Below are 20,600 nucleotides of genomic sequence, written 5' to 3' on the forward strand. Positions count from 1 at the left end.
AGAGCCATGAAACCAAAGTGCCCGCTCGCATATCGCTGTCTGCTGGTGACGGCGTTCAGTCTCATCGCGGCTCATGCGGTCGCACAGGCATCTCTGAACCAGGGTATCCTCCAGTTCCAGGAAGCCCGATATGAGGCAGCCGCGGCGACACTTACGGAAGTGGCGACCCAGGAGCCGGAAAACATCGCCGCCCGCTACTGGCTGGGACGCGCCCAACTGGAGGCCGGACGATATGGGCCGGCCGAGCAGGCTCTGTCCTCGGTAGTGCGGGATATGCCCGAGTCTACCGAAGCCCGATACTGGTACGCCCTGGTGCTCGCGCGTTCAGGCCGGATCTCCGAGGCGCGCACGGAGCTTGAGGCGATCATCGCAGCCAATCCGGACGAGACCCGGGCAGCCGAAGCACTGGCTGCCCTCCCCGAATCTGCCCCTATCGTAGCAAACGGTCGCTCCGCCTCTGCTCCAACCAGCCTCGACGGCATCCGTTTGGCTCTGAATCCCGGTGGCCTGAACGTGGACATCGGCTCCGTAGACCTGCTTTCGTACAACGTGGCCGACTACACCTTCAGCAGCGCACCCACTGACTGGCTTGCGCGCGGCGGCATCTGGGCAATTACCAACCGGTGGACCTGCAGTCCACAGTGGTCCTGGCTGGGAGGATACGCCGAGGACGGAATTGCGTCCCTGTGGAACAAGCGAGAGTTTGCGGGAGACGTAACCGTTGAGGCCTATCTGAGCTTCAAGATGGGCCTGGGCGCGGTCCACTCATACAAGAACCCCACGGACCTCAACATCTCTATCCACGCCGACGGCGCTAACCCGTCCAGCGGATACTCCTTCATGGTCGGCGCGGACCGCAATCACGACAGTCGAATCATGAAGGGAACGCAGGTTCTCGCATCCAGCAGCGCACCCGCCGCCCTCCTGCCCATTTTCGAAGATGGGTACCCCTCGACGTACGAGTTCCACCGCAAATGGTGGGCCCTGCGTGCGCGCAAGGCCGACGACAAGCTTCAGCTCTTCCTGGACGGGAAACTCATCGTGGAAGCCCGCGACCCCGAGCCACTGGAAAGCGGCCGCGTCGCCCTGTGGACCTACGACAAAGGCATTATCATATCGCGCTGCAAGATATACTACGAGTCTGAGAAGGCAGACCGCAGCCCGATCCCCGGCGAGGAGGCAATCCAGCGCGCCAAGACCCAGGTTGCGCCGCGACTGTTCACCCTCGCATCATCGACCCACCCTTCCGTGCAGAACGATTTCGAGCAAGACCTGGGCGACTGGCGTCCGCGGTCCGAGCAAGACGGGACAGTACTGCGCATCGTTGCTCCCGGTGCGGGAGAACGCGGTCACTGCCTGGCACTCACTAACCCGGTTTCAGGCGGGACATTCGGCACCCGGATCATTCCGGGTGATTTCCTGGTTGATGATTTGCCACGCCTGTCCTTCGACTACCGCCTGCCTGCTGACGGGTCGGCGAAGGTGAACTTTTACCTCACCGCCAATGGCCGCCAATATGAACTGGTCTTCTCCGGGCCCAATGGAGGCACGCCCTTCGCGACCCGAATCGGCGCCATCCCCAACGTTCAGACCGACGGCGAGTGGCACCATGCCGAGGTTGACTTGCTGGGCGCGCTCCGGCAGGCTCTCAACGAATCCGGCGCGGTGCGCGCCCGGGACCTCTGGATAGGAAACCAGTGCGAAGACGGCTACCTGATGGCGGGCTTCGGGGGCAATTACCTCGGCACCACTTTCTACCTGGACAACTTCGTGCTGGACAAGCCCGGCGGCCAGACGCTGAAGCTGCAGATCACACCCGTGTCCGGCGTCAAGCCTACTGGCTACAGCATCTCCCTGGACGACAGCCCGACCGGCGATGCCCCCTGCGAGGTGTCGCAGACCCAGGCGAATTTCGAGAAGACTCTGGAAAACGCTCCTGTGCAGTACGCCCACATTCGCGCAAAGCTCCCGGATGATTCCTGGTCAGAGCCGGTCCATTTCCGGGCGCGGACGGACACCGTTGCGCCCCGTGTGGTGTCGGTGGCACCCGAGCCCGGCTCGTCTGTCCCGGACGGCCCTATCGTGGTCACGCTGGACGACCAGGGCTGCAGCGGAATCGAGCCCGAGTCGCTGAGGGTCAATTTCGCCGGGCGCGAACTGTCTCCCGGCAAGCCTGGAGTAAGCTTCGACCCGGCGAGCCAGACTATCTCCCTGGACGCCCGGGTACTCGTCGAGAACCCGAAGGACGGCCAGCAGGTGAGCGTCAGACTCACGGCGGCCAAAGACCGCGCAGGCAATGCAGCGGCCCCCCTGGCGCCTTGGGACTACACTGTCGATTTCGCGGCGGACAAGACTGCGCCACCCGTGCCGTCAGTGTTCATCGGCGACCAGTCCGAGGCCATCTGGGCGGACTTCGAGGACTCCCTGGGTGGGTTCACCACCTACGGCGGGTCCAGCGGCGCAGAACTGGCGCTGGATGACTCCACCGCAGCATCCGGGAAACGCAGCCTGCGAGTGTTCAACCCCACTGAGGGCGGTCGGTACGGGATCATACGCCGGGGGACTTTCGACGCCGGCAAGTACCGAATCGTGAGCTTCGACTACAAGGTGCCCTCCCGCCTGCGCGTGGACCTCGCAGTCTATGTGAACGGAGACATGAAGGGCATCAAGTTCAAGGACAACGACAACAACCTGGGCATGATCGGCGCGGTCCCCAACGTGATCGATGATAACGAGTGGCACCATGCGGAGTTCAACCTGTACGAGATGCTCCGCAAGGATGACCCCACCGCGGCAGGCTATGTGGTGGATCAGCTTGTCATCGCCGACTGGAACTGGCGCGCAAATGTGGAAGGCCAGGTGTTCCATCTCGACAACTTCCGCATCGTTCCCGTTGTGAGTGGTGCGGGCGGCTTGCCGGTGCGCTGGTTCGCGCCGGATGTGAGCGGCATCGCCGGCATCGCGTGGGCGATCGGCGGCGCCGAACCCAGCGTGCCTGACCAGGTCTTGCTGACAGGGCTCCAAGGCGTTATCCCCGATGCGGGTAACCGCGACGGGTGGCTGCACACACGGGTGCGCGATGGCGCGGGGAATTGGAGCCCGGTGCAGACCCAGCGCCTGATCACCGACGACCAGCAACCCCAGGCAGCAATCGCAGCTCCCAAGGAAGGCGTACGCGCGGCACAGTCCACGGTGGAGATCAAGCTGACAGATGAGGGGCCGGCGGGCATCGATCCCGGCAGTGTGGTCCTGTCCGTGGCCGGGCAGGACTACACCGTGAAGAAGCTGGGCGTAGGTGGGCTGAGCTTCGACTCCAGCACTGGCAAGCTGGTTTGGAACTGCGAGGCGGTCACGCCTCGCCCGGTTGTGCTGCCCGACGGCAAGCCGGTGCCGGTGGTGCTCAAGTCTGCGAAGGACTACGCGGGCAACCCGGTAACACAGCTTCCTTCCTGGACCTGGATCATGGACTACACGCTGGACAAGTCCGCGCCGGTCGTGACCGAACTCAACTCCACCACCCACCGAACCTTCCTCACCAACACCTTCGAGGACGGTCTGCACGACTGGCGGACCACCAGCGGATCATCCGGGGCCGTGGTCACCGTGGACACCACCACGGCTGCCACGGGCAAGGCATCCGTCAAGGTGGCCCAGCGGGCGGCGGGAGCCAACATGGGGTGTTTCGTCACCCGCGAGCCCTTCGCAGCGGAGAACTTCCCGATCGTGAGCTTCGCTTACCGTCTGCCGGCGGCGGTGAAGATCGACTTGATGGCGCGGATGGAGAACGGGAACGAGTACGCGATCTCGATCACCGACAATCCCACCGGCGCGGTGGGGCGCTTCCCGAACATCATAGCGGACGACAAGTGGCACACCACGTCGGTGGACATCGCCGACATCCTGCGTAAGCGAGAGACCAAGGGGTCACTGAAGGTCGTCGCCTTGTACTTCGTGGACCGCAACAACATGGACAACCCCGCGGGTGTTGCGGCATGGTTTGACGACTTCACCATCGGTGCAGTGGGTACACGCACCCCGGTCCTGCGCTGGAAGGCTACGGACACCACGGGCATCGCGGGTTACAGCTACACGCTAGACCGCCAGCCCGGTACGGTGCCTGACGAGACTTCCGAAGGCGCCGCCCAGTCTTTCCGGGACTCGTCCCCAAGCCTCGCAAAGGGCCGGTGGTACTTCCATGTGCGCGCGAAAGACGGCGCGGGCAACTGGGGCCCGGCGACCCACTACGCACTGATGCACCTGACCGCTGATTGACGAAGGCGGACGGCATGGGCAACCCGGCGAACCCGGGGAAACCAACCGCGATGGACTACGCCGCGCTCGGCAGCATACTTCTGCTGGGCGCGGCTGTTCGACTCTGGGGCATCCGCTGGGGCCTGCCCGACGAGACCCACCTCTTCTCGTATCACCCTGACGAGTTCCACTCTCTGCGAGGCGCGCTGTCCCTGGCGACAGGAGATCCGAACCCGCACTTCTTCAATTACGGCAGCCTTTACCTGTATCTTGTGGCCATCGCCTGTAACTGGCACGCGGCTGTTGTCGGCGGCGCGGACCTGCTGACAGCCCTGCTCAAGGGCAACACCGCTCACACGGAGATGGCCGCATGGGTACTGGACGCCCGGTTAGTCGTAGTCCTGTGCGCGCTTGCGACAGTGTACGTGACCTGGCTCGCGGGCAGGCAACTGGGCGGCAACCGCGGGGGGCTCATCGCGGCAGGGCTCATGAGCGTCATGCCGCTCCATGCGCTCAACTCCCACTACGCGACGGTTGATGTGCCGCAGTCTCTCTTCATCCTCCTGTGCCTGCATTTCGCGGTCCGACTGGTGACCCGCATCACTCTGCGCGACTGCATCTGGGCCGGAGTCGCGGCCGGTCTTGCGGCCAGTGTCAAGTACAATGGCGCACTGGTGTTTGTGGCTCCGGTGCTGGCGGTTCTAGTGTCGCCGAGAGACGCTGAGGCGGATGCGCCGCCGGTCTGGGAGTCGATTGCGGCCATGCTCGCAGCGGCATTGGGGGCCTTCGCGCTCACTTCCCCGTATGTGTTCCTCGCGTGGCCCGAAGCCTGTGAGCATATCCGGTACGAAATCGAGCACATGCGCGTGGGCGAATCGCCCTGGCAGGAGATGTACCCCAACGGCTGGCTCTTCCACCTGCATGTCACCGTGTTTCTGGCGGCCCTCGCACTGCTCCTGTGCCGGGGCCGAACACGCGCAGCGGTGGCGCCCGCTGCGGCCTTCGCACTCCTGTGGTTCCTCATGATCGGCGCGGCAGGCGTGCGCTATGCCCGATACGAAATGCCCCTCGAAGTCTGCGCGCCTGTACTCGCGGCGGGGCTTGCGAGCTGGTTTGCGAAACACCGGACGGTGGTGTCCGTCGCCCTTGTCGCGGCCTTCGCACTGAGCCTGTTCCTGTCCATCAACCGCTGCCTGGTCCTCAGCGCCCCCGATCCGCGCGACCGAATGCTGGAGATCATCAACACACAAGTTCCCGAGCACGAGACCCTTGCCCTGATCTGGGAACCGTGGTTCAATGTCGCCCCGGTAGATTACTGCAACGGGGGCGCGGCTCTGCGGTCCAATCCCCTGTTCGCGCGGTTCAAGCGGCCTGTGCGAAAACTGCTCATCGTTGGCTTGGACGCGGGGAAGCTCGAGGAAGCGCGGCCCTTCGCGGTTCTCACCAGCGACTTCGACCTGCCGGCCCGGGCAGCTCGGGTAAGCAAGGGCCACGAGGCGATCCAGCGCGCCCTGGCCGCGCGCAAGCTGACCGAGATCGGCCCGCAGCCCATGGGTCTCATCGAGATTCCACCAGCACGCGACAAGTCAGACATGCACTACGCCGACCCGACTCAACAACTGTGGGTCTTGCGCCACAGACCGGCATCTTCGGGCGACGAATAGACGCGGCGCGCCGCCCTGACCTGCACGACAATCCACATGACGGGAGAGTCAACACAGATGGCGAAACTGGCGATCAACGGCGGACCGAAACTGCGCACCGAACCCTTCGTCGGCTGGCCCCCGAAGGATGAGGGGTTCCTGACGGCACTCAAAGATGTCCTGGATAGTGGTGTCTGGGGCGTGAGCGGTCCGAAGAACAAAGAGCTTTGCGAGAAGTTCGCGGCCTTCCAGCATGCGAAGTTCGCCGTGGGTTCGCCCAATGGTACGAAGGCGCTGGAGCTGGCGCTGATCGGCTGCGATGTCAGCTACGGTGATGAGGTGATCGTGCCCCCGTACACGTTTATCGCTTCGGCAAGCTCGGTTATCTCCGTGGGTGCGGTGCCGGTGTTTGCGGATATTGACCGCGACACATTCTGCCTGGACCCGGCAGCGGTAGAAGCGGCCATCACTCCGTACACAAAGGCCATCATCGCCGTGCACATCGCCGGGATGCCCTGCGATATGAACGCTCTCAAGGCCATCGCAGCGAAACACGGACTGGTCATCATCGAGGACTGCGCACAGGCCCATGGCGCCGAGTATGAGGGCCGGCGTGTCGGGGCTATCGGCGATGCTGGAGCGTTTTCCTTCCAGTCTTCGAAGAACGTGACCTCCGGCGAGGGCGGCATGACCGTCACCGATCGACAGGATGTGTGGGAGAAGGCCTGGAGCTACCACAATATCGGCCGGGTACCCGACGGCGGCTGGTATGACCACCGGGTCTTCGGCACCAATCTGCGCATGACCGAGTTTCAGGCAGCCCTGATCCTGCGCGGCCTCGAGCTTCTGCCCGAGCACATGGACCGCCGCGACGAGTGTGCCTTCCACTTGCGCAAGCGGCTGGATGAAATCGAGGGAGTGGGATATCAGGCATTCCCCGCGGGCGCCACGCGTTGCGCATGGCACCTGTTCATCTTCACCTACGACCGCGAGGCCATGCAGGGCGTATCCCGAGATCGGTTCATCGAAGCCCTCGGAGCCGAGGGCATTCCGATCAGCCGCGGATACAACCCGCTGTACACCGAAGGCATGTTCCGCAAAGGCTGGGACCGCACGAAGCCGCCGTTCTCGCCCAGCGTCTACAGCGGAGATGTGGATTACGACAAGGTCAGCTGCCCCAACTGCGAGTTCGTGTGCTATGACGGTTCGTTCTGGACTTCCCAGAGCGTCCTGCTTGGAACCACCAAGGACATGGACGACATAGCGGACGCCATCATCAAGGTGAAGGAGAACCTTGGCGAACTGCAGTAGGCAGACAACCGGCGGCCAACTGTCGCGCCGCACGATGAGGTACGCAGCAGGACCGGTGGTCTCGGTCCTGCTGCTTGTGCTCGTGTGCGGTCTCGCGTGCGCGGGACGGCTCGAGAAGGTGCTTGAGCGCGGCCCCTTCCCGCACCTGAAGGGCGCTGTGCTGCGCCAGGTCACCGGCAATGCCACTGCGGGCGCCTGGTCTGAACCGGCGCCGGGGGACTGGGACGGCGACGGCGACATCGACATTATCGCGGGCAGTGGATATGGCGACCTCTTGTACTTCGAACGCCGCGCTGACGGGTTCCTGTCCGAACCCGTACAGATGCTCCCGGAGCGTTTCTCCCTGATCTACGAGCCGCCGGCGGTGGACCCGGTATCGCCCCAGGTAGTTGATTGGGACGGCGACGGCGCCCCGGATATTCTCATTGGCATGCGTAGCCGGATCTACCTGTGCAGGCGGCAGGGGATCGGACTTGCGCCACCGCAGGAACTCTTATGCGGCCCGGAAAGTGTGGGCGACGCTGTGCGGCGCCTGACTGGATCGCGGGGTCATCTCGCGCCCTGCGCGGCGGACCTCGACCGCGACGGTGACCTGGACCTCCTGCTTTCCGGGGAGGACGGGACAGTCTGGTACTTGGCCAATGAGGGCTCCGCGTCTGCGCCAAAGCTTGCCGCCCCGGGAAAGCTCTCTGTGGGGGGACAGGTACCCGCTTTCCGGACCTCCGTGCGCCTTTGCATCGGTGACTGGAATGCGGATGGCTACTCGGACCTGTTCCTGGCGCCTTCCGGTGGCGGTATTCTGCTGTCTGAGGGGTCTCCGAGCGGCCTCGGTCCGGCTCGGACATTCTGGGGTTCCTCGCCTGAGACCGGGGGCAAGGAGACCGAAGAAACCTCGAACCTGTGCCCATCCTTTTGCAACTGGTACGGCCCCGAACGCGGCCCGCGCCTTCTGGTGGGAGATCGCCGCGGGTACTTCGCGATCATCGGCCCAGCGCAGGGCGGCGGGAAGCTGGAAGGCTTCGCGCAGGGGGTGCGGCCACCCATCGACGTTGGCCGATGCGCATCGCCATGCCCCGTGGACTGGGACGGGGACGGCGACCTGGACCTCGTAGTCGGTGGCGAGGACGGATTCTTACAGCTGTTCACCCGAGTCGAGGTCTCGCCGCCACTTTTCGCCGCAGGAAAGAGGGTCGCGGGGAGTCTGGGCTCTCTGCGCGCCGCTCCACGCGGGGGTATCCCCGGCCACCTGCGCTACGCCTGGCCCTGCATCACGGACGCCGACACCGACGGCGACTCGGATCTGATCCTGGGGCAGGCTTCAGGTCATACCACCCTCTGGACCAACTCCAGCGGCTTTGGCAAGTCTCAGGAGATCACCGTGGTGGGGCAGGCGCTTGCCATGTCGGGCATGAGCACCGTGCATGCGATGGACTATGACATGGATGGAGATACCGACCTGTTCATCGGGACCCGTCTCATACCGGGTTCCGTGGTTGCGTCGCAGCTATCGCCCGAGACTGTCTTGTACCTTGAGAACGTGGCCGGGCGCAAGGCGGCGCCACGCTTCGTAAAAGCGGTTCGCATCGATGCCAGCATTGTCCATCCGTCGCGCGAGGACGCCACGCGCGACGCGGACATCTTGGGTGTCACAGCGCTGCAACCAGTACAATGGCACGCGAACGGAGCGCTGGAATACCTGCTGACCACGCGCTTTGGCGCTTTCTTGTTTCAGTCAGGCGCCGGGCGGAATGCATACCCCAGGCTCGAGCTGTCCACTCCCATGACCGGGATTCCGGCGCCCCTGGTGCCCTCGTCTTGGAGTTCCGTGGCCTGCAGACTTACTGGAGGTCTGCCCGGCATCGTCTGCGGGCTGGAAGAGACCGGCTGGGTTGCCTGGTACGATCGATCTCAGTTGGCGAACGGCAGCTGACGGATCGGATCACTCCCAGCCGGCCCGCACCCATTTCACCAGATCATCGGGCAATGGCGGGTCGGCGGTGGCGAGGAACCCCGCGCTCTGCCCGAATGCCTGGTAGAGCCCAATCGCAGGCCCCAAGTCCCCGTCAGTCACCTGCCCCCCCAACCAGACAGGACGCGGCGCAATGCCCGCAATAAGCGTGGGCAGGTCCACATTCCCTCCCTCGACGGAACAGGCGCAGGCTTCGGTCAGTTCTGCCTCCCCTGGCACAATGACCACGCGAGCGATCCCGGGTTCGATTACAGCCGCGGCCAGGGCGGGCAAGGCGGTGGCCCCGAAAGCCACGCAGACCACCCGTCCGGGAATGACGTCGGAGCGATTTTCCAGGAACCGGGCCAGGGACACGATGTCATAGGCGCCGGCAGCCCAGGCGTTCCCGGCCGGCAGGTGCCAGGCCCCGGCCAGTTCCCCCGTGCCCCTGGGGTCAGCCAGGCAGACCACTATCCCCGCGTCAGCCAGGCCGGTGATGACCCGCCAGTGATATCCCGCCGCATCCGCCTTCCCCACATCATCGAGCAGGATCACCGCTGGGCCGGCCGATGGCTCCATATCCGCCGCCGGGGCCAGGCGCAGCAACACCGCAGGGACAGGAATCTCCGGCTCGGTGGTGATGACCATCGGCTCGACCCGGTACTCTTCGATATCGAAATCGCCCGAGCCTGGCTCAGCGCGGCCCGGAACGATGCCTCGGCCCCCCGCAACAATCCGTCCCACTGCGTCTCGCAGTTGGCTGACCACTTCGGCACCTTCGTCCGGACCGGTGACATTCGCCAGGCTCGGCAACACAACCGATTGCGGCCCGTTATCCGCGCCAAATGCCCCAAGGGCCGCCGCCGCGCGGTATTCGGCAAGTGCCCGGCGGGCCTGCCCGGGCTGCAGCACCACGAAACGTTCGCGAATACGGATGATGTTCTCGAAATCTTCGGACAGGCCGGCGGTGATCTCCAGGTCATCCAGGTCGCCGCCGTACGCGGATTCGCCGGAGAGCGCGGCCCCCAGCCTGATGGCCATTGTTTTCCCCGCCAGAGTGCCATCGGATGCGCCTCGTGCTTCGATTTGGTCATCCACGAACAGCAGGATGCTGCGTTCGTCGGGGTAATATGCCCCCGCGACATAATGCCATAGGCCGTCATCCAGACGCCGGCGTCCCACCAGCGTCTCACCGGGCGCGGAAGACCGCGTCAGCGTCAGGCGCCCGCCGCTATCCAGCCCGAGCACAAGGTCCGGCGGCGCGTTAGGCGACTCGCCGGCAGCAATGATGGTCCGCGCTTGTGTGGCACGCGGCGATCGGAGCCAGAAGCTCACGGCGAACCCGGCGGAGCCATCCGCAAGATAGACCGCTGGTGGCAGTGCCACGTTTCCGCCGCCCCGGAAAGAGAGCGCGAGCCCCACACCCCCCGGGCCTTCGACGTATCTCACACCCGATGCGGACCCGTGTAATCCCGAGGGGCCGCGGTCCAGCACCCGCCCGGCGCTGTCCTCATCGAACAACCACGCAGCCACGGTATCCGGCGCACACAGAGCCATCGCCGGTAGAAAGACCGCTATGAGTCCTAATAGCCGCATCGCCGGAGTCTCCTGACTCTACAAGGGCTGTCTTGTGATTTGCTCCGGTATCGTAGTATGCTGGTGGCCAGCCGGTCAATTCCGTCGCCCTGAGTGGCCCTCTATGTTCCCGTTCCGCGACAACATCCCATCCCGCACCGTCCCACTGGTCACCCAGGTGCTCATCTGGACGAACCTGCTCGTGTTCGCCTGGCAGGCATCCATGGGGCAACAGATGGTCGAATTCATCCGACAATTTGGCCTTGTGCCCGCGGTGGTTACGGGCCAGGCTCCGCCAGGGCCACTGGGCATTATTCTGCCGTTCTTCATCTCCATGTTCCTGCACGGTGGATGGTTCCACGTTCTGGGCAACGTCTGGTTCCTCTACCTGTTCGGCGACAACGTTGAAGACAGGCTGGGGCACGGTCGGTTCCTGTGGTTCTACGTGGTCGCCGGGCTGGTAGCCGGCATTGTCCACGTGTTGTTGAACCCGGCAAGCACCGTTCCCACCGTCGGCGCCAGCGGCGCAATTGCCGGTGTGCTCGGGGCCTACCTGGTGATGTACCCCCGGGCGCGTGTGGCGACCTTGCTGTGGCTGGGTTTCTTCATCGACGTCGTGGAATTGCCCGCCGTCACGTTTCTCGGCTTCTGGTTCATCGTGCAGATCATCGAGGGCCTGATCGCCTTGCCCATGATGGATATGGGCGGAGTAGCCTGGTGGGCCCACATCGGGGGGTTCGCAACCGGCTTTGTCTTCGCCCGACTTCTCTGCCGCGAGTGCATGCTGGAGCGACATCCCGTCGATCCGCGACCATACCAGCGATAGTGCCGAACAAGCTCTGTCAGGACCGATGATGGAGAGTGATCAAGCCTTGGACATCAACACGCTCATCTGGGTGTTTCTTATCGGCAGCATTCTGTACCCCATGGTACAGCAAAGGATGCTGGAGGCCGCCCGGCTGCGCCTGTTCGGGAAGCTCGAGCAAGAGCGCAAGTCGCGAGTGATAACGCTGATTCACCGTCAGGAAAGCCTCAGTTTCCTCGGGCTGCCGCTCATGCGGTTCATCAATATCGAGGACTCCGAGAGTGTCCTGAGAGCCATCCGCATGACTCCCGACGAGATGCCCATCGACATTATCCTGCATACGCCGGGCGGCATGGTCCTGGCTGCCGGGCAGATCGCCCATGCCCTGCGCCGGCATCCCGCTCGCGTAACTGCTTTCGTACCGCACTATGCCATGTCGGGCGGCACTCTGATCGCCCTGGCCTGCGATGAGATCATCATGGACCCCGATGCGGTGCTCGGTCCAGTGGACCCCCAGATCGGAGGCCAACCGGCGGCATCGATCCTGCAGGTCCTGGAGCAGAAGCCGATCAATGATGTAGACGATCAGACCATCATCCTCGCAGACATGGCGCGCAAGGCCGTGAACCAGGTGCGCGAGTGTATCGCAGACCATCTGTTGGCAAACGTCTCGCCGGACAAGGCCGAGGATATCGCAGTGCGCCTCACCGACGGCCGCTGGACCCACGATTTCCCTATCACCGTGGACGAAGCGCGGAGTATGGGGCTCAACGTGAGCACGGACCTGCCCGGTGCCATCCATGAGATGATGGACCTGTACCCCCAGCCCCAGCGCGGGAGGCCTTCGGTGGAGTACGTGCCCATGCCGTACCACACACCTCAGAGTGAAGCGCCTTTTGGCGACCGCAACAAGGGCTGATCATCTGCAGAGACGGGTACACGCGGAGGAGCGTCAGTGGCTCCACAACTGATTATCCACAACGCCTGCGTTGCAATCTGCGATGAGGCCAATTCAATCGTGTCCGCCGTGGCTGTCTGGCGAGACCGCATCTTCGCGGTGGGCAGTGACGCGGACATCCTGAGCCTGGCCGGCAAGGGCACGCGTGTCATCGATCTCGACGGACGCTTCGTCTGCCCGGGGTTCACGGACTGCCACGTTCACCTGTCCGGTTGGGCTGTGCTTGCGAGTGGGATCGAGGTCCATCTGGACGGTCTGAACTCGCTGGAGGAAACTCTGGCGAGGATAGCCGCCCACATTCCCCAGGTGCAGCCTGGCGCGTGGCTGCGGGGCCGGGGCTGGGATCGCAATCGCTGGGCTGGGTGCCCATGGCCCACGGCGCGCGACCTGGATGCAGTCACAGGACCGGTTCCGGCGGCCCTGCCCTCCCACGATGGACACTCGGTCTGGGCCAACTCCGCGGCCTTGGCGCTGGCTGGAATCGACCGCTCCACGCCGGACCCCGAAGGCGGCCGCATCAACCGTCTGCCCAATGGTGAACCCTCAGGTATCTTCGAGGAATCCGCTGCCTGGATGATGCGCGCTAAGGTGCCCGACTACACTCGCGAAGAGCTTGTGGCAGCACTGAAGGCCGCTCTGCCACAGGCCGCCGCGCTGGGCATCACCGCCGTACACAACCTCGAGGCTCGCAACTCACGGCATGCAATCCAGGTCCTTGCCGACGAAGGCGCGCTGCCCCTGCGAATCACCCATTACGTGGCCCCCGAATCCCTGGACGCCCTCGCGGAGCTCGGGGTGCGCAACGGTCTGGGCAATGACTGGGTGCGCTTTGGCGGCGTGAAAACCTTCATGGATGGCGCTCTCGGCTCTCAGACAGCAGCCATGCTGGAGCCGTATGAGGGCAGCGATAATCGCGGGTACACCACCCAGTCGCCCGAAGAACTTGCGGACTTGGTCCGTCGCGCCAATGCCAGCGGGATTGCCCTGGCGCTGCACGCTATCGGCGACCGGGCCGTCCGCCTGGCACTGGACGCTTTCGAGCGTTGCGCCGAATACCCCCTGGGCAAGCCGCGGCACCGTCTGGAGCATGCGCAGCATGTGCACCCGGACGACTGGGCGCGCATGGCTCGGCTGGGTCTGATCGCCTCCATGCAGCCCGCCCACATGCTGGCCGATATCCCCACCTGCGAGCGCCAGTTGGGGGCGCGCAGCCGCTGGGCCTTCGCCCTGCGCTCGTTGCTGGAGGCGGGCGTCACGCTTGCCTTCGGCTCCGACGCACCCGTGGAGATCATCGATCCGCTGCGCGGGTTCCAGTCCGCGCTACTGCGGCAGGACTGGGACGGCAACCCGCCCGGTGGCTGGTATCCGGAGCAACGCCTGACAGCGACTGAAGCACTGCGGGCTTACACCATCGACGCCGCACGAGCGGGATGCGCGGAGCGGACAAACGGCTCCCTGACGCCCGGCAAACTCGCGGATTTCATCGTCGTGTCCCGAAATCTGCTGGGATGTCCCCCGGAGGAGCTGGCGGAGGCGCGCGTTCTCGCCACCTGTGTCGGAGGTCAACCGACCCATGACCCTGAGGGGCTTTTCGCAGGCTGAAGCATCTCATCCATCGTCGTGACCTCCTCCGTCGCGCCCTCATCTCCCCCATTCTAAAGTTTGCATATGACCTGTTTGATTTCTGGCGGCGTCGGGTATGATTAAGTTGTAGCGGCGAAGGCGAGTTCCTTGACAGTTTTTCGGAGAGCCGGGATCCAGGCAGGCATCTATCGGGACGTTTGATGAAGGAAACTGGGCAGATGCCGGAGCGAGTGGTGGATGAGGCCGCGGTGGACTTGAGGATGGACCTGGCAGGCGGCCGTAGTTTGTTGAACTCGCGAACTGGCGGTGGGGTCTCGGCTCTCTTAACATATAGACGCAGCGAACAGGCAGAGCATAGGCTCTGCCTGTTCGCATTTTGGGGGCATTGTCCTGTTCCCCGGAAGGTGCGCGGTGCCGCTGCGCCGAATTGCCGCGTCTACAGGAGGCGCCAACAGCATGAACTCAAGAGACCGCATCCTCGCCGCGATTGAGCTGCGCCAGCCCGACCGTGTTCCCGTCATGTGCCAGCTCAGCATCGGACACTATTTCGTGCAGCTCGGCGTTGACCCGGCTGAATACTGGCTGGACAACGAGACCATTGCCAACTGCTACCTTGCCCTTGCCGAGCGCTACGGATTCGACGGCATCCTCATCAATCTGCCCGGCCGCAGCCCCGATGTGCGTCAGTTCGTGGAGCGCATCGAGACCACCACGGACGGCCAGGTGATCCACTACAAAGACGGTTCCAGGTGCGTCTGCCCGACCGACGATCTGCCAGTGCATGTTGAGGGCCCTAAGCTGCCGCTTGATCAGATCGATGTGGACAAGCTCTACTACGAAGACCCACACACGCCCGGAGGGCTGAAATACCCCTTCTATTATGACCTCGAACCCAAGGCTGAGACCTTCCCGGAGTCGGTGTTCGCCATCATCGACCGAGTGCTGGAGGCGGTCAATGGCCGGTTGAGCGTCCACTCCGAGGTCTTCTCTCCCTTCACACAGCTCATGGAGCGTTTGGGGTATCAGAACGGGCTCATGGCGCTCTTAGAGGACCCTGGTAAGTGCAAGGCCATCCTCCAGCGCTTTGCCGAAGGCGCGGCAGATCTTGCCCGCCGCCAGGCAGCACGCGGCGTGGATGCGGTGCTCATTTCTTCGGCCTTCGCGGGCGGCGGATTCGTCTCGAAGAGCATGTACCAGGAGTTCGTGCTGCCATACGAGCGTATCGTGGCCACCGCAATCCGGGAGAGCGGGGTCAAAGCATACACGCACACTTGCGGAGCCATCGGCGACCGACTGGAGCTCATGGCGGAGACGGGTATCCACGGCATCGACACCATGGACCCGCCACCGCTCGGGGACACGGACCTCGCCGATGCGAAGAAGCGCGTCGGAGACCGAATCTTCCTCAAGGGGAACATCGACTCAGTGAACGTGCTGCTGCGAGGTTCCGTAGACAGAGTGCGCGAAAACGCCCGGGAGCGCATTGACATGGCGGCCGCCGGCGGGGGCTACATCCTCAGCTCCGCCTGCTCCGTAGCCCCGCGCGTTCCGGCCGAAAACCTCATGGTCTTGCGCGAGGTAGCCGAAGAGTACGGGCGGTACTGAGGACGGCAGTGAATAGAGGATAGTGAATGGCGAATGGATCGCTGCCTCTCACGATCCGCTGTCCCCCCACCGCTTTTCCATTCACCATTCACTATTCGCCGCCGTTCATCACCACCGGTAATACCGGAAGGGGTCATCCACAGACTCCGGCGCGTCCACGTAGTAGCTATCCAGCCACGGGGCAGTCGCAGTGATGCGCGGCGTCCCCATGATGCCGCCAGACAGGTACGTGTCCCGAACCTTGACCACCAGCAGGTTCTCGCCTTCTCGCCGCAGCAGGTCGCCGTCCAGTGGGTATTCCCGCGGGAAACTCCAGTAATCGTCGGGCCGGCTCTGCTTCGTCACCTCGCCCAGGAACTCACCGTTCAGCCAGACCCATGATTCGTCGTCAATTCCGCCGAGACGCAAAACGAGGTCCTCCCGGCCCAGGTTCTCCGGCACCCGAAATCGCAGACGATACCAGAAGACGCCGTCATAGTTCTCAAGGCCAGGGGTGAGTTTATCGAATGCGCCAGGCACGGCGATGGGTGCCCAGTCCGTGTCGGCGAAGCCCTCTTCCTGCCACCCCAACTCCTGCCCCTTGTCCTCGCGGTCGACTCGTCCTTTCCAGTCCGCGGGGAGAACCCAGTCGTACAACTCCGCCGGCTTCGTGGCGCGTTCCAGGAGCGGGCAGCTTGCCTGCGCGCCGAGATTCTGCAGGAGGCGTGATACCAGGTACACGTTGCGGCGGTGGGTCGTCCGCAGGTACGGCTTGCTGGCCCAATCGAACATCCAAGGAGCCGCCTGGCAGAGTACCACACGCCCCTGGCCTTTCTCGATGACGGCCAGCGCGCTGTTGCCCTGTTCACTCACGCCAGTCAGGGCCGCGATTTCCGGCCGCGTCTTCCAGTGCAACTCCGCATCAGACAGAGCGGTGTACTCGGGCCGCGTCATGTCAGGCATGCGCGAAGACACTTCCGCTCTCTTTTCGATCCCGAGCCCTTCCGGCAGCACGACCGGTATCTCATCCTCGCCGAGGCCCAGACACAGCAGCCGCAGGCCGTTCTCGACCGCGTCTTCCAGACCACCAATCTCGCCTGCGCCGGGCCCAACGACCAGCAGGGAATCCGCAGGCGGCGCCGTGGCATTGCAGGGCCGTGCGTTCACGCCAAGATCTGCGAGCAGGGCCGCTCCCTCTTTCCCACCGGCGTAGAACACCGGTCGCGACGGAGCGGCCTGAGCACCCAGAAGGTACCCCACCAGGTTCGCAAGCAGTCGCTGCGCCGCAGGTTCGGCACTGGTCCTGGCAGTGACATCGAGCTGACAGAAGATCATTCGTCCGTTGCCCTCGGAGTACTCCAGAAGCGGGGCATACTGCAGGTCGAAGCCGCAGTCCACGATTGGCACGAAGTTGCCCACGGGTGGCTTCTCGATGAGCACCGAGGCCACATTGCCCCGGTTTCCGCAGCGCCAGACCCGCGTGTTGATGAACCCCATCCAGTTCCAGCGCGGGTCGGACGGCTCGACACCCGGCGTCTCGAGATGCGGCGGGACGAGGGTTGCGGAGCCGCGCCAGTCGGCCAGATTCGCCTCGCCCAGGCCCGCCAGCGCCGGGTGATTCCGCGCCCGGATGAAAGCTTTACGCTCGCCGTGAATGTTCGCTCGGAAGCCAAAACGACTCACGAGTGTATCATAGCCCTGCTCCAGGACCAGCACCTTCAGGCCTTCACGAACCCTCGCGAGATCGGGCGCAGGACCGTCCAGCGTAAGTGCCTGCCGCCCGATGATGAGCAGGTCATAGTCGCCCAGATCCGTGTCGGCAGCTACCTGCTCGAAAGCGATGCCCGCAGCCTTGAGTTCGGCCGCGCTGTCCCCCTCGGGGTCAAACAGCGCGATGCGCGCGTCACTCGCGGGTGTCGGACAACCAGGCAGGACGTGAATGTCCAGGCCATCGCTCTGGAGAAGCCGGCCATCGACCCGGAACTCGGCGGCAAGGCGAAGGGAGCCGGGGGCGAGTGTCGGCGGCAAGGCGGCGGAGATCGGCACAAGCCGTTTGCCTCCCGCAGGCACCGACACGGCCCCTTCGCCCTGTGCGACATCTTTCCCCAGCGACCACCTGTACTGGCACTCCACGTCCTGCCGGGTGTCGTTGAGGATCACCAGTTGCTTCTCGACCGTCTCTCCGGCCAGGAAGTTGTGGCCCTTCTCCGTGAACCCTTCAGGGCCGCCGCCAATATACGCGCACAGCGGCATGTTCCATCGCAGGAATGCCTTACCCAGCACCGATGGCCTGCGCGATTCCGGATCAGCCGCGTCGATGTACTGCCCGCCTGGGAGCAGCCTGTCCGGCACGATCCCCGGTTCCTGCAGCCTCTCGTATTTCGTTGCAAGCTCGATTACCCGGTCGCTCCTGCCCGGCGCGGGTTCCCACAGCCCGCCCTGGTCCCACGGGAGCATTGCCGAGACGCCCCAGGTGCGGTGCGCGCGCCAGTTGTCAGCGGCGAACATTGCCTGGATTTCCAGGTAGTTCTCGGTCTGCCGGCTCATGTGCTGGTTGAGGTATGCCCAGGGGAAAGGCTTTCCCCGGGACCACAGGTCCTCCTCATGAGCCATGGAGCGTACTTTGGTGGGGGTCATCTCGTAAGCGCGCTCACCGACGTAAGGCGCGGCGTATTCGGAATCCCATATCCACTGGTACGCCTCCGTGCGCCAGATGAAGGCCGGACCCCGGTAGCTGGACCAGGACGAGATATGTGGCAGGCCCCATTCCACGAAGAACAGGGGCTTCACGCCAACCGTGCCCCAGTGCTCCAGCCAGTCCGAGCGCTCCTGCAGCGGCGCCCAGTTGAGGTAGATGTTCACCGTGTGCATGTCGCCGAGGTTTCCCGACTGATGGTGATAGATGGGCCGCGTCGGATCGATCTTCCGGGCGATCTCCTGGGCCATCAGCGCTTCCTGCCGAATCCTGCGCGGAGCCGCGCCCTCAACATCGGGGCTTTCGGGGCTGTAGATGCCGTCGATCTTCAGCGGGTTCTGGTCTCCGTAGTACCCCGTCGCGTTGTGGTTCATGGCATACATGACCATGCCGGGGTGGTTCCGGACGCGCCGGATCAGCCAGTCGGTGAGTCGCTCATAGGCGGCCCCCGTCTCGGGCTCTTCTGGGTTCATACGGAAGTCCCGCACGTGAGGCAGGGAGAATGAACACAGGACTCCCGCTCGGTCACAGGCCTCAAGCAGGCCGTCCATGTATCCCACAGACCCCGGCTTGAAGTGGTAGTTTCCGGTGATCAGAAAGTTGAACCCGTACTCCTTCATGCGCTCGAGCGTCGCCATGCAGCCTTCGAAAGACGCGAGATTGGCGCCACGGTTGATGTTGTTGGTGTGCAGGGCGCGCAAATGAATGGGCTTGCCATTGAGTATGAAGTCGCGGCCGTCGATCCAGAACTCCCGGAAGCCGAAGCGCACCGGGAGGGCTTCGTCGATCAACTCGCCGGAATCGCCCAGCAGACTCACCCGAACGTCGTAAAGGTTCTGCGGTGTGTCCACGTCCCAGAGCTTCGGGCTGTCCCAGGGGGCCTCACATGTCAGACGGCCCCCCGCGTTCTCAGCGAACTCGGGAGCAGATGTGATCTCCTTCACGACTTCATCGCCATCCATTACTACCGCACGCAGCTGCGCGGCGCCTGTCCATTCGCCGTCGACCATCGCTTCGATCCGAAGCTTCTTCTGGCGGAAGGACGTGACAACACCGATATCACCCAGCCTTACCCCGGGTGCTTCCGCGTAGAGGTACACATCTCCCGTCAGGCCGCGGAGATCCACTCGCGCTTCGCTGCTGATGATGCGGTCAGGCGCCATGAAGACCTGGGATTCGGTCTCCAGAGGGCGCGCGGTCACGAGCACCGCAAAATCCTGGACAACTCCCGGGCGCACCAGATGGGTGATGTCCACTCGCCCACCGGGGAACCAGACTTCTCCCGCGGCCTGGCCGTCCACGAATACCCTCGCGTGGGTCTGGACCATGCCGAAGTCCACTGTGATGCGTCGCCCGGTCCAGGTCTGCGGGACACTGATGGTGCGGCGATACCAGGCCTGATCGAAGGTCGCGAGATCGACGTGATCCGCGACCCAGTCGGACAGGAGCGCGGACTGGGCATCGCCGGTCTCGCTGCGGGGCCAGATGCCCGGCACCTTGAACCAGCCCCAGCCCTGGTTGCCCCCGGGCACGGCATCACCCGCCGGCTCGGACACGGGCAAGAAGCGCCACAGGTCATTGAGGCAGACGCGAGCGCGTGTTGGCGTCTCTTGCTTCCATGCAGTCTCCATGTTCCACAGGTTCGCGACGCCCTCCGGCGCGGGCACGTCTTCCTTCGCCCGGGACCGAAGGCGCGAGACGGTGATCCGGATGTCGTCGAACTCCACGCTGCCCGATACGCCGAACATTGCCGGTCCGAGGCTAAGCGTTGCCGCGCCCTCCGGGATCTTGAACTCGCGCTGGTAGTCCACCCAGTCTGTGCTTCCAACCGCATGGAACACATTGGGCCAGGGGTCGAGGTGCTTACCGCCGGCATCCTGCCATTCCATGGTGAGGCGAGCGTCCTTCCAGCCCTCATCGCCCAGCACCACGTCGGTCACACGCATGCGCGTAGTCACTATGAGGCGCGCCCAGTCGGGATCGAGGGCAATCCGCTGGTTCACGCTGCCGTACCGGTCGAGCAGGATCCACGTATTGCCGCCTTCCCGCCGGACGTGGTCGACGCTCATGTTCGCCCAGTTGTCCGGGCGCCCATCGCCGTTGGCATCCAGTTCGAAGTCGCCGTTGAGCACGAGGTTCTGCGCAGGCTGTGCGCAGGCAGGTTGAGCAAACAGCGAAAGACCTGCCGCGGCATGCATTACCAACGCCAGAAGTGTGAACGCACTGTGATGAGCATGTCTCATATC

10 protein-coding genes are annotated in these 20,600 nt (G+C 64.1%); 8 read left to right on the plus strand and 2 right to left on the minus strand.

Annotated features, from left to right (window positions below):
- Positions 1–6: 6 nt before the first annotated feature.
- From HPY44_15050 to HPY44_15065, 4 genes are read left to right on the plus strand one after another with little or no spacing between them, the layout of a single operon-like run.
- The gene (locus tag HPY44_15050) at positions 7–4,272 is read left to right on the plus strand and encodes a tetratricopeptide repeat protein (GenBank protein ID NSW57331.1); all 4,266 of its coding nucleotides are present in this window, start codon (positions 7–9) and stop codon (positions 4,270–4,272) included.
- 14 nt (positions 4,273–4,286) lie between these two features.
- Entirely contained in the window at positions 4,287–5,915 is a 1,629-nt protein-coding gene (locus HPY44_15055; GenBank protein ID NSW57332.1) for a glycosyltransferase family 39 protein, read from the plus strand.
- Between the two features lie 57 nt (positions 5,916–5,972).
- Entirely contained in the window at positions 5,973–7,205 is a 1,233-nt protein-coding gene (locus tag HPY44_15060) for a DegT/DnrJ/EryC1/StrS family aminotransferase (GenBank protein ID NSW57333.1), read from the plus strand.
- Positions 7,189–9,135: a VCBS repeat-containing protein gene (locus tag HPY44_15065; protein NSW57334.1), complete on the plus strand. Its 1,947-nt coding sequence runs from the start codon at positions 7,189–7,191 to the stop codon at positions 9,133–9,135. The genes HPY44_15060 and HPY44_15065 overlap by 17 nt, the downstream gene beginning before the upstream one ends.
- 9 nt (positions 9,136–9,144) lie before the next feature.
- Here HPY44_15065 and HPY44_15070 read toward each other — a convergent pair whose 3' ends face one another.
- A complete protein-coding gene (locus tag HPY44_15070; GenBank protein ID NSW57335.1) occupies positions 9,145–10,749 on the minus strand; it encodes a hypothetical protein in 1,605 nt (534 codons plus the stop codon).
- A gap of 103 nt (positions 10,750–10,852) precedes the next feature.
- On the opposite strand from HPY44_15070, the gene HPY44_15075 reads away from it, so the two are divergent.
- From HPY44_15075 to HPY44_15090, 4 genes are all read left to right on the plus strand, one after another.
- Positions 10,853–11,554 (plus strand): rhomboid family intramembrane serine protease, encoded by a 702-nt coding sequence (locus tag HPY44_15075; protein ID NSW57336.1) that lies wholly within the window; start codon positions 10,853–10,855, stop codon positions 11,552–11,554.
- Positions 11,555–11,600: 46 nt separating this feature from the next.
- Positions 11,601–12,452, plus strand: coding sequence for a hypothetical protein (locus tag HPY44_15080; GenBank protein NSW57337.1), 852 nt, complete (start codon positions 11,601–11,603; stop codon positions 12,450–12,452).
- A 36-nt stretch (positions 12,453–12,488) separates the two neighbouring features.
- Complete coding sequence (locus HPY44_15085) at positions 12,489–14,093, plus strand: amidohydrolase (protein NSW57338.1); 1,605 nt, start codon at positions 12,489–12,491, stop codon at positions 14,091–14,093.
- Between the two features lie 438 nt (positions 14,094–14,531).
- Positions 14,532–15,680: a hypothetical protein gene (locus HPY44_15090; GenBank protein ID NSW57339.1), complete on the plus strand. Its 1,149-nt coding sequence runs from the start codon at positions 14,532–14,534 to the stop codon at positions 15,678–15,680.
- Positions 15,681–15,788: 108 nt separating this feature from the next.
- On the opposite strand, the gene HPY44_15095 is transcribed toward HPY44_15090, so the two are convergent.
- On the minus strand, positions 15,789–20,597 hold the full coding sequence (locus HPY44_15095; GenBank protein NSW57340.1) for a beta galactosidase jelly roll domain-containing protein: 4,809 nt from the start codon (positions 20,595–20,597) through the stop codon (positions 15,789–15,791).
- Between the last annotated feature and the right edge of the window lie 3 nt (positions 20,598–20,600).

This window comes from Armatimonadota bacterium (assembly GCA_013314775.1).
In the GTDB taxonomy this organism is placed as follows: Bacteria; Armatimonadota; Zipacnadia; order Zipacnadales; family JABUFB01; genus JABUFB01.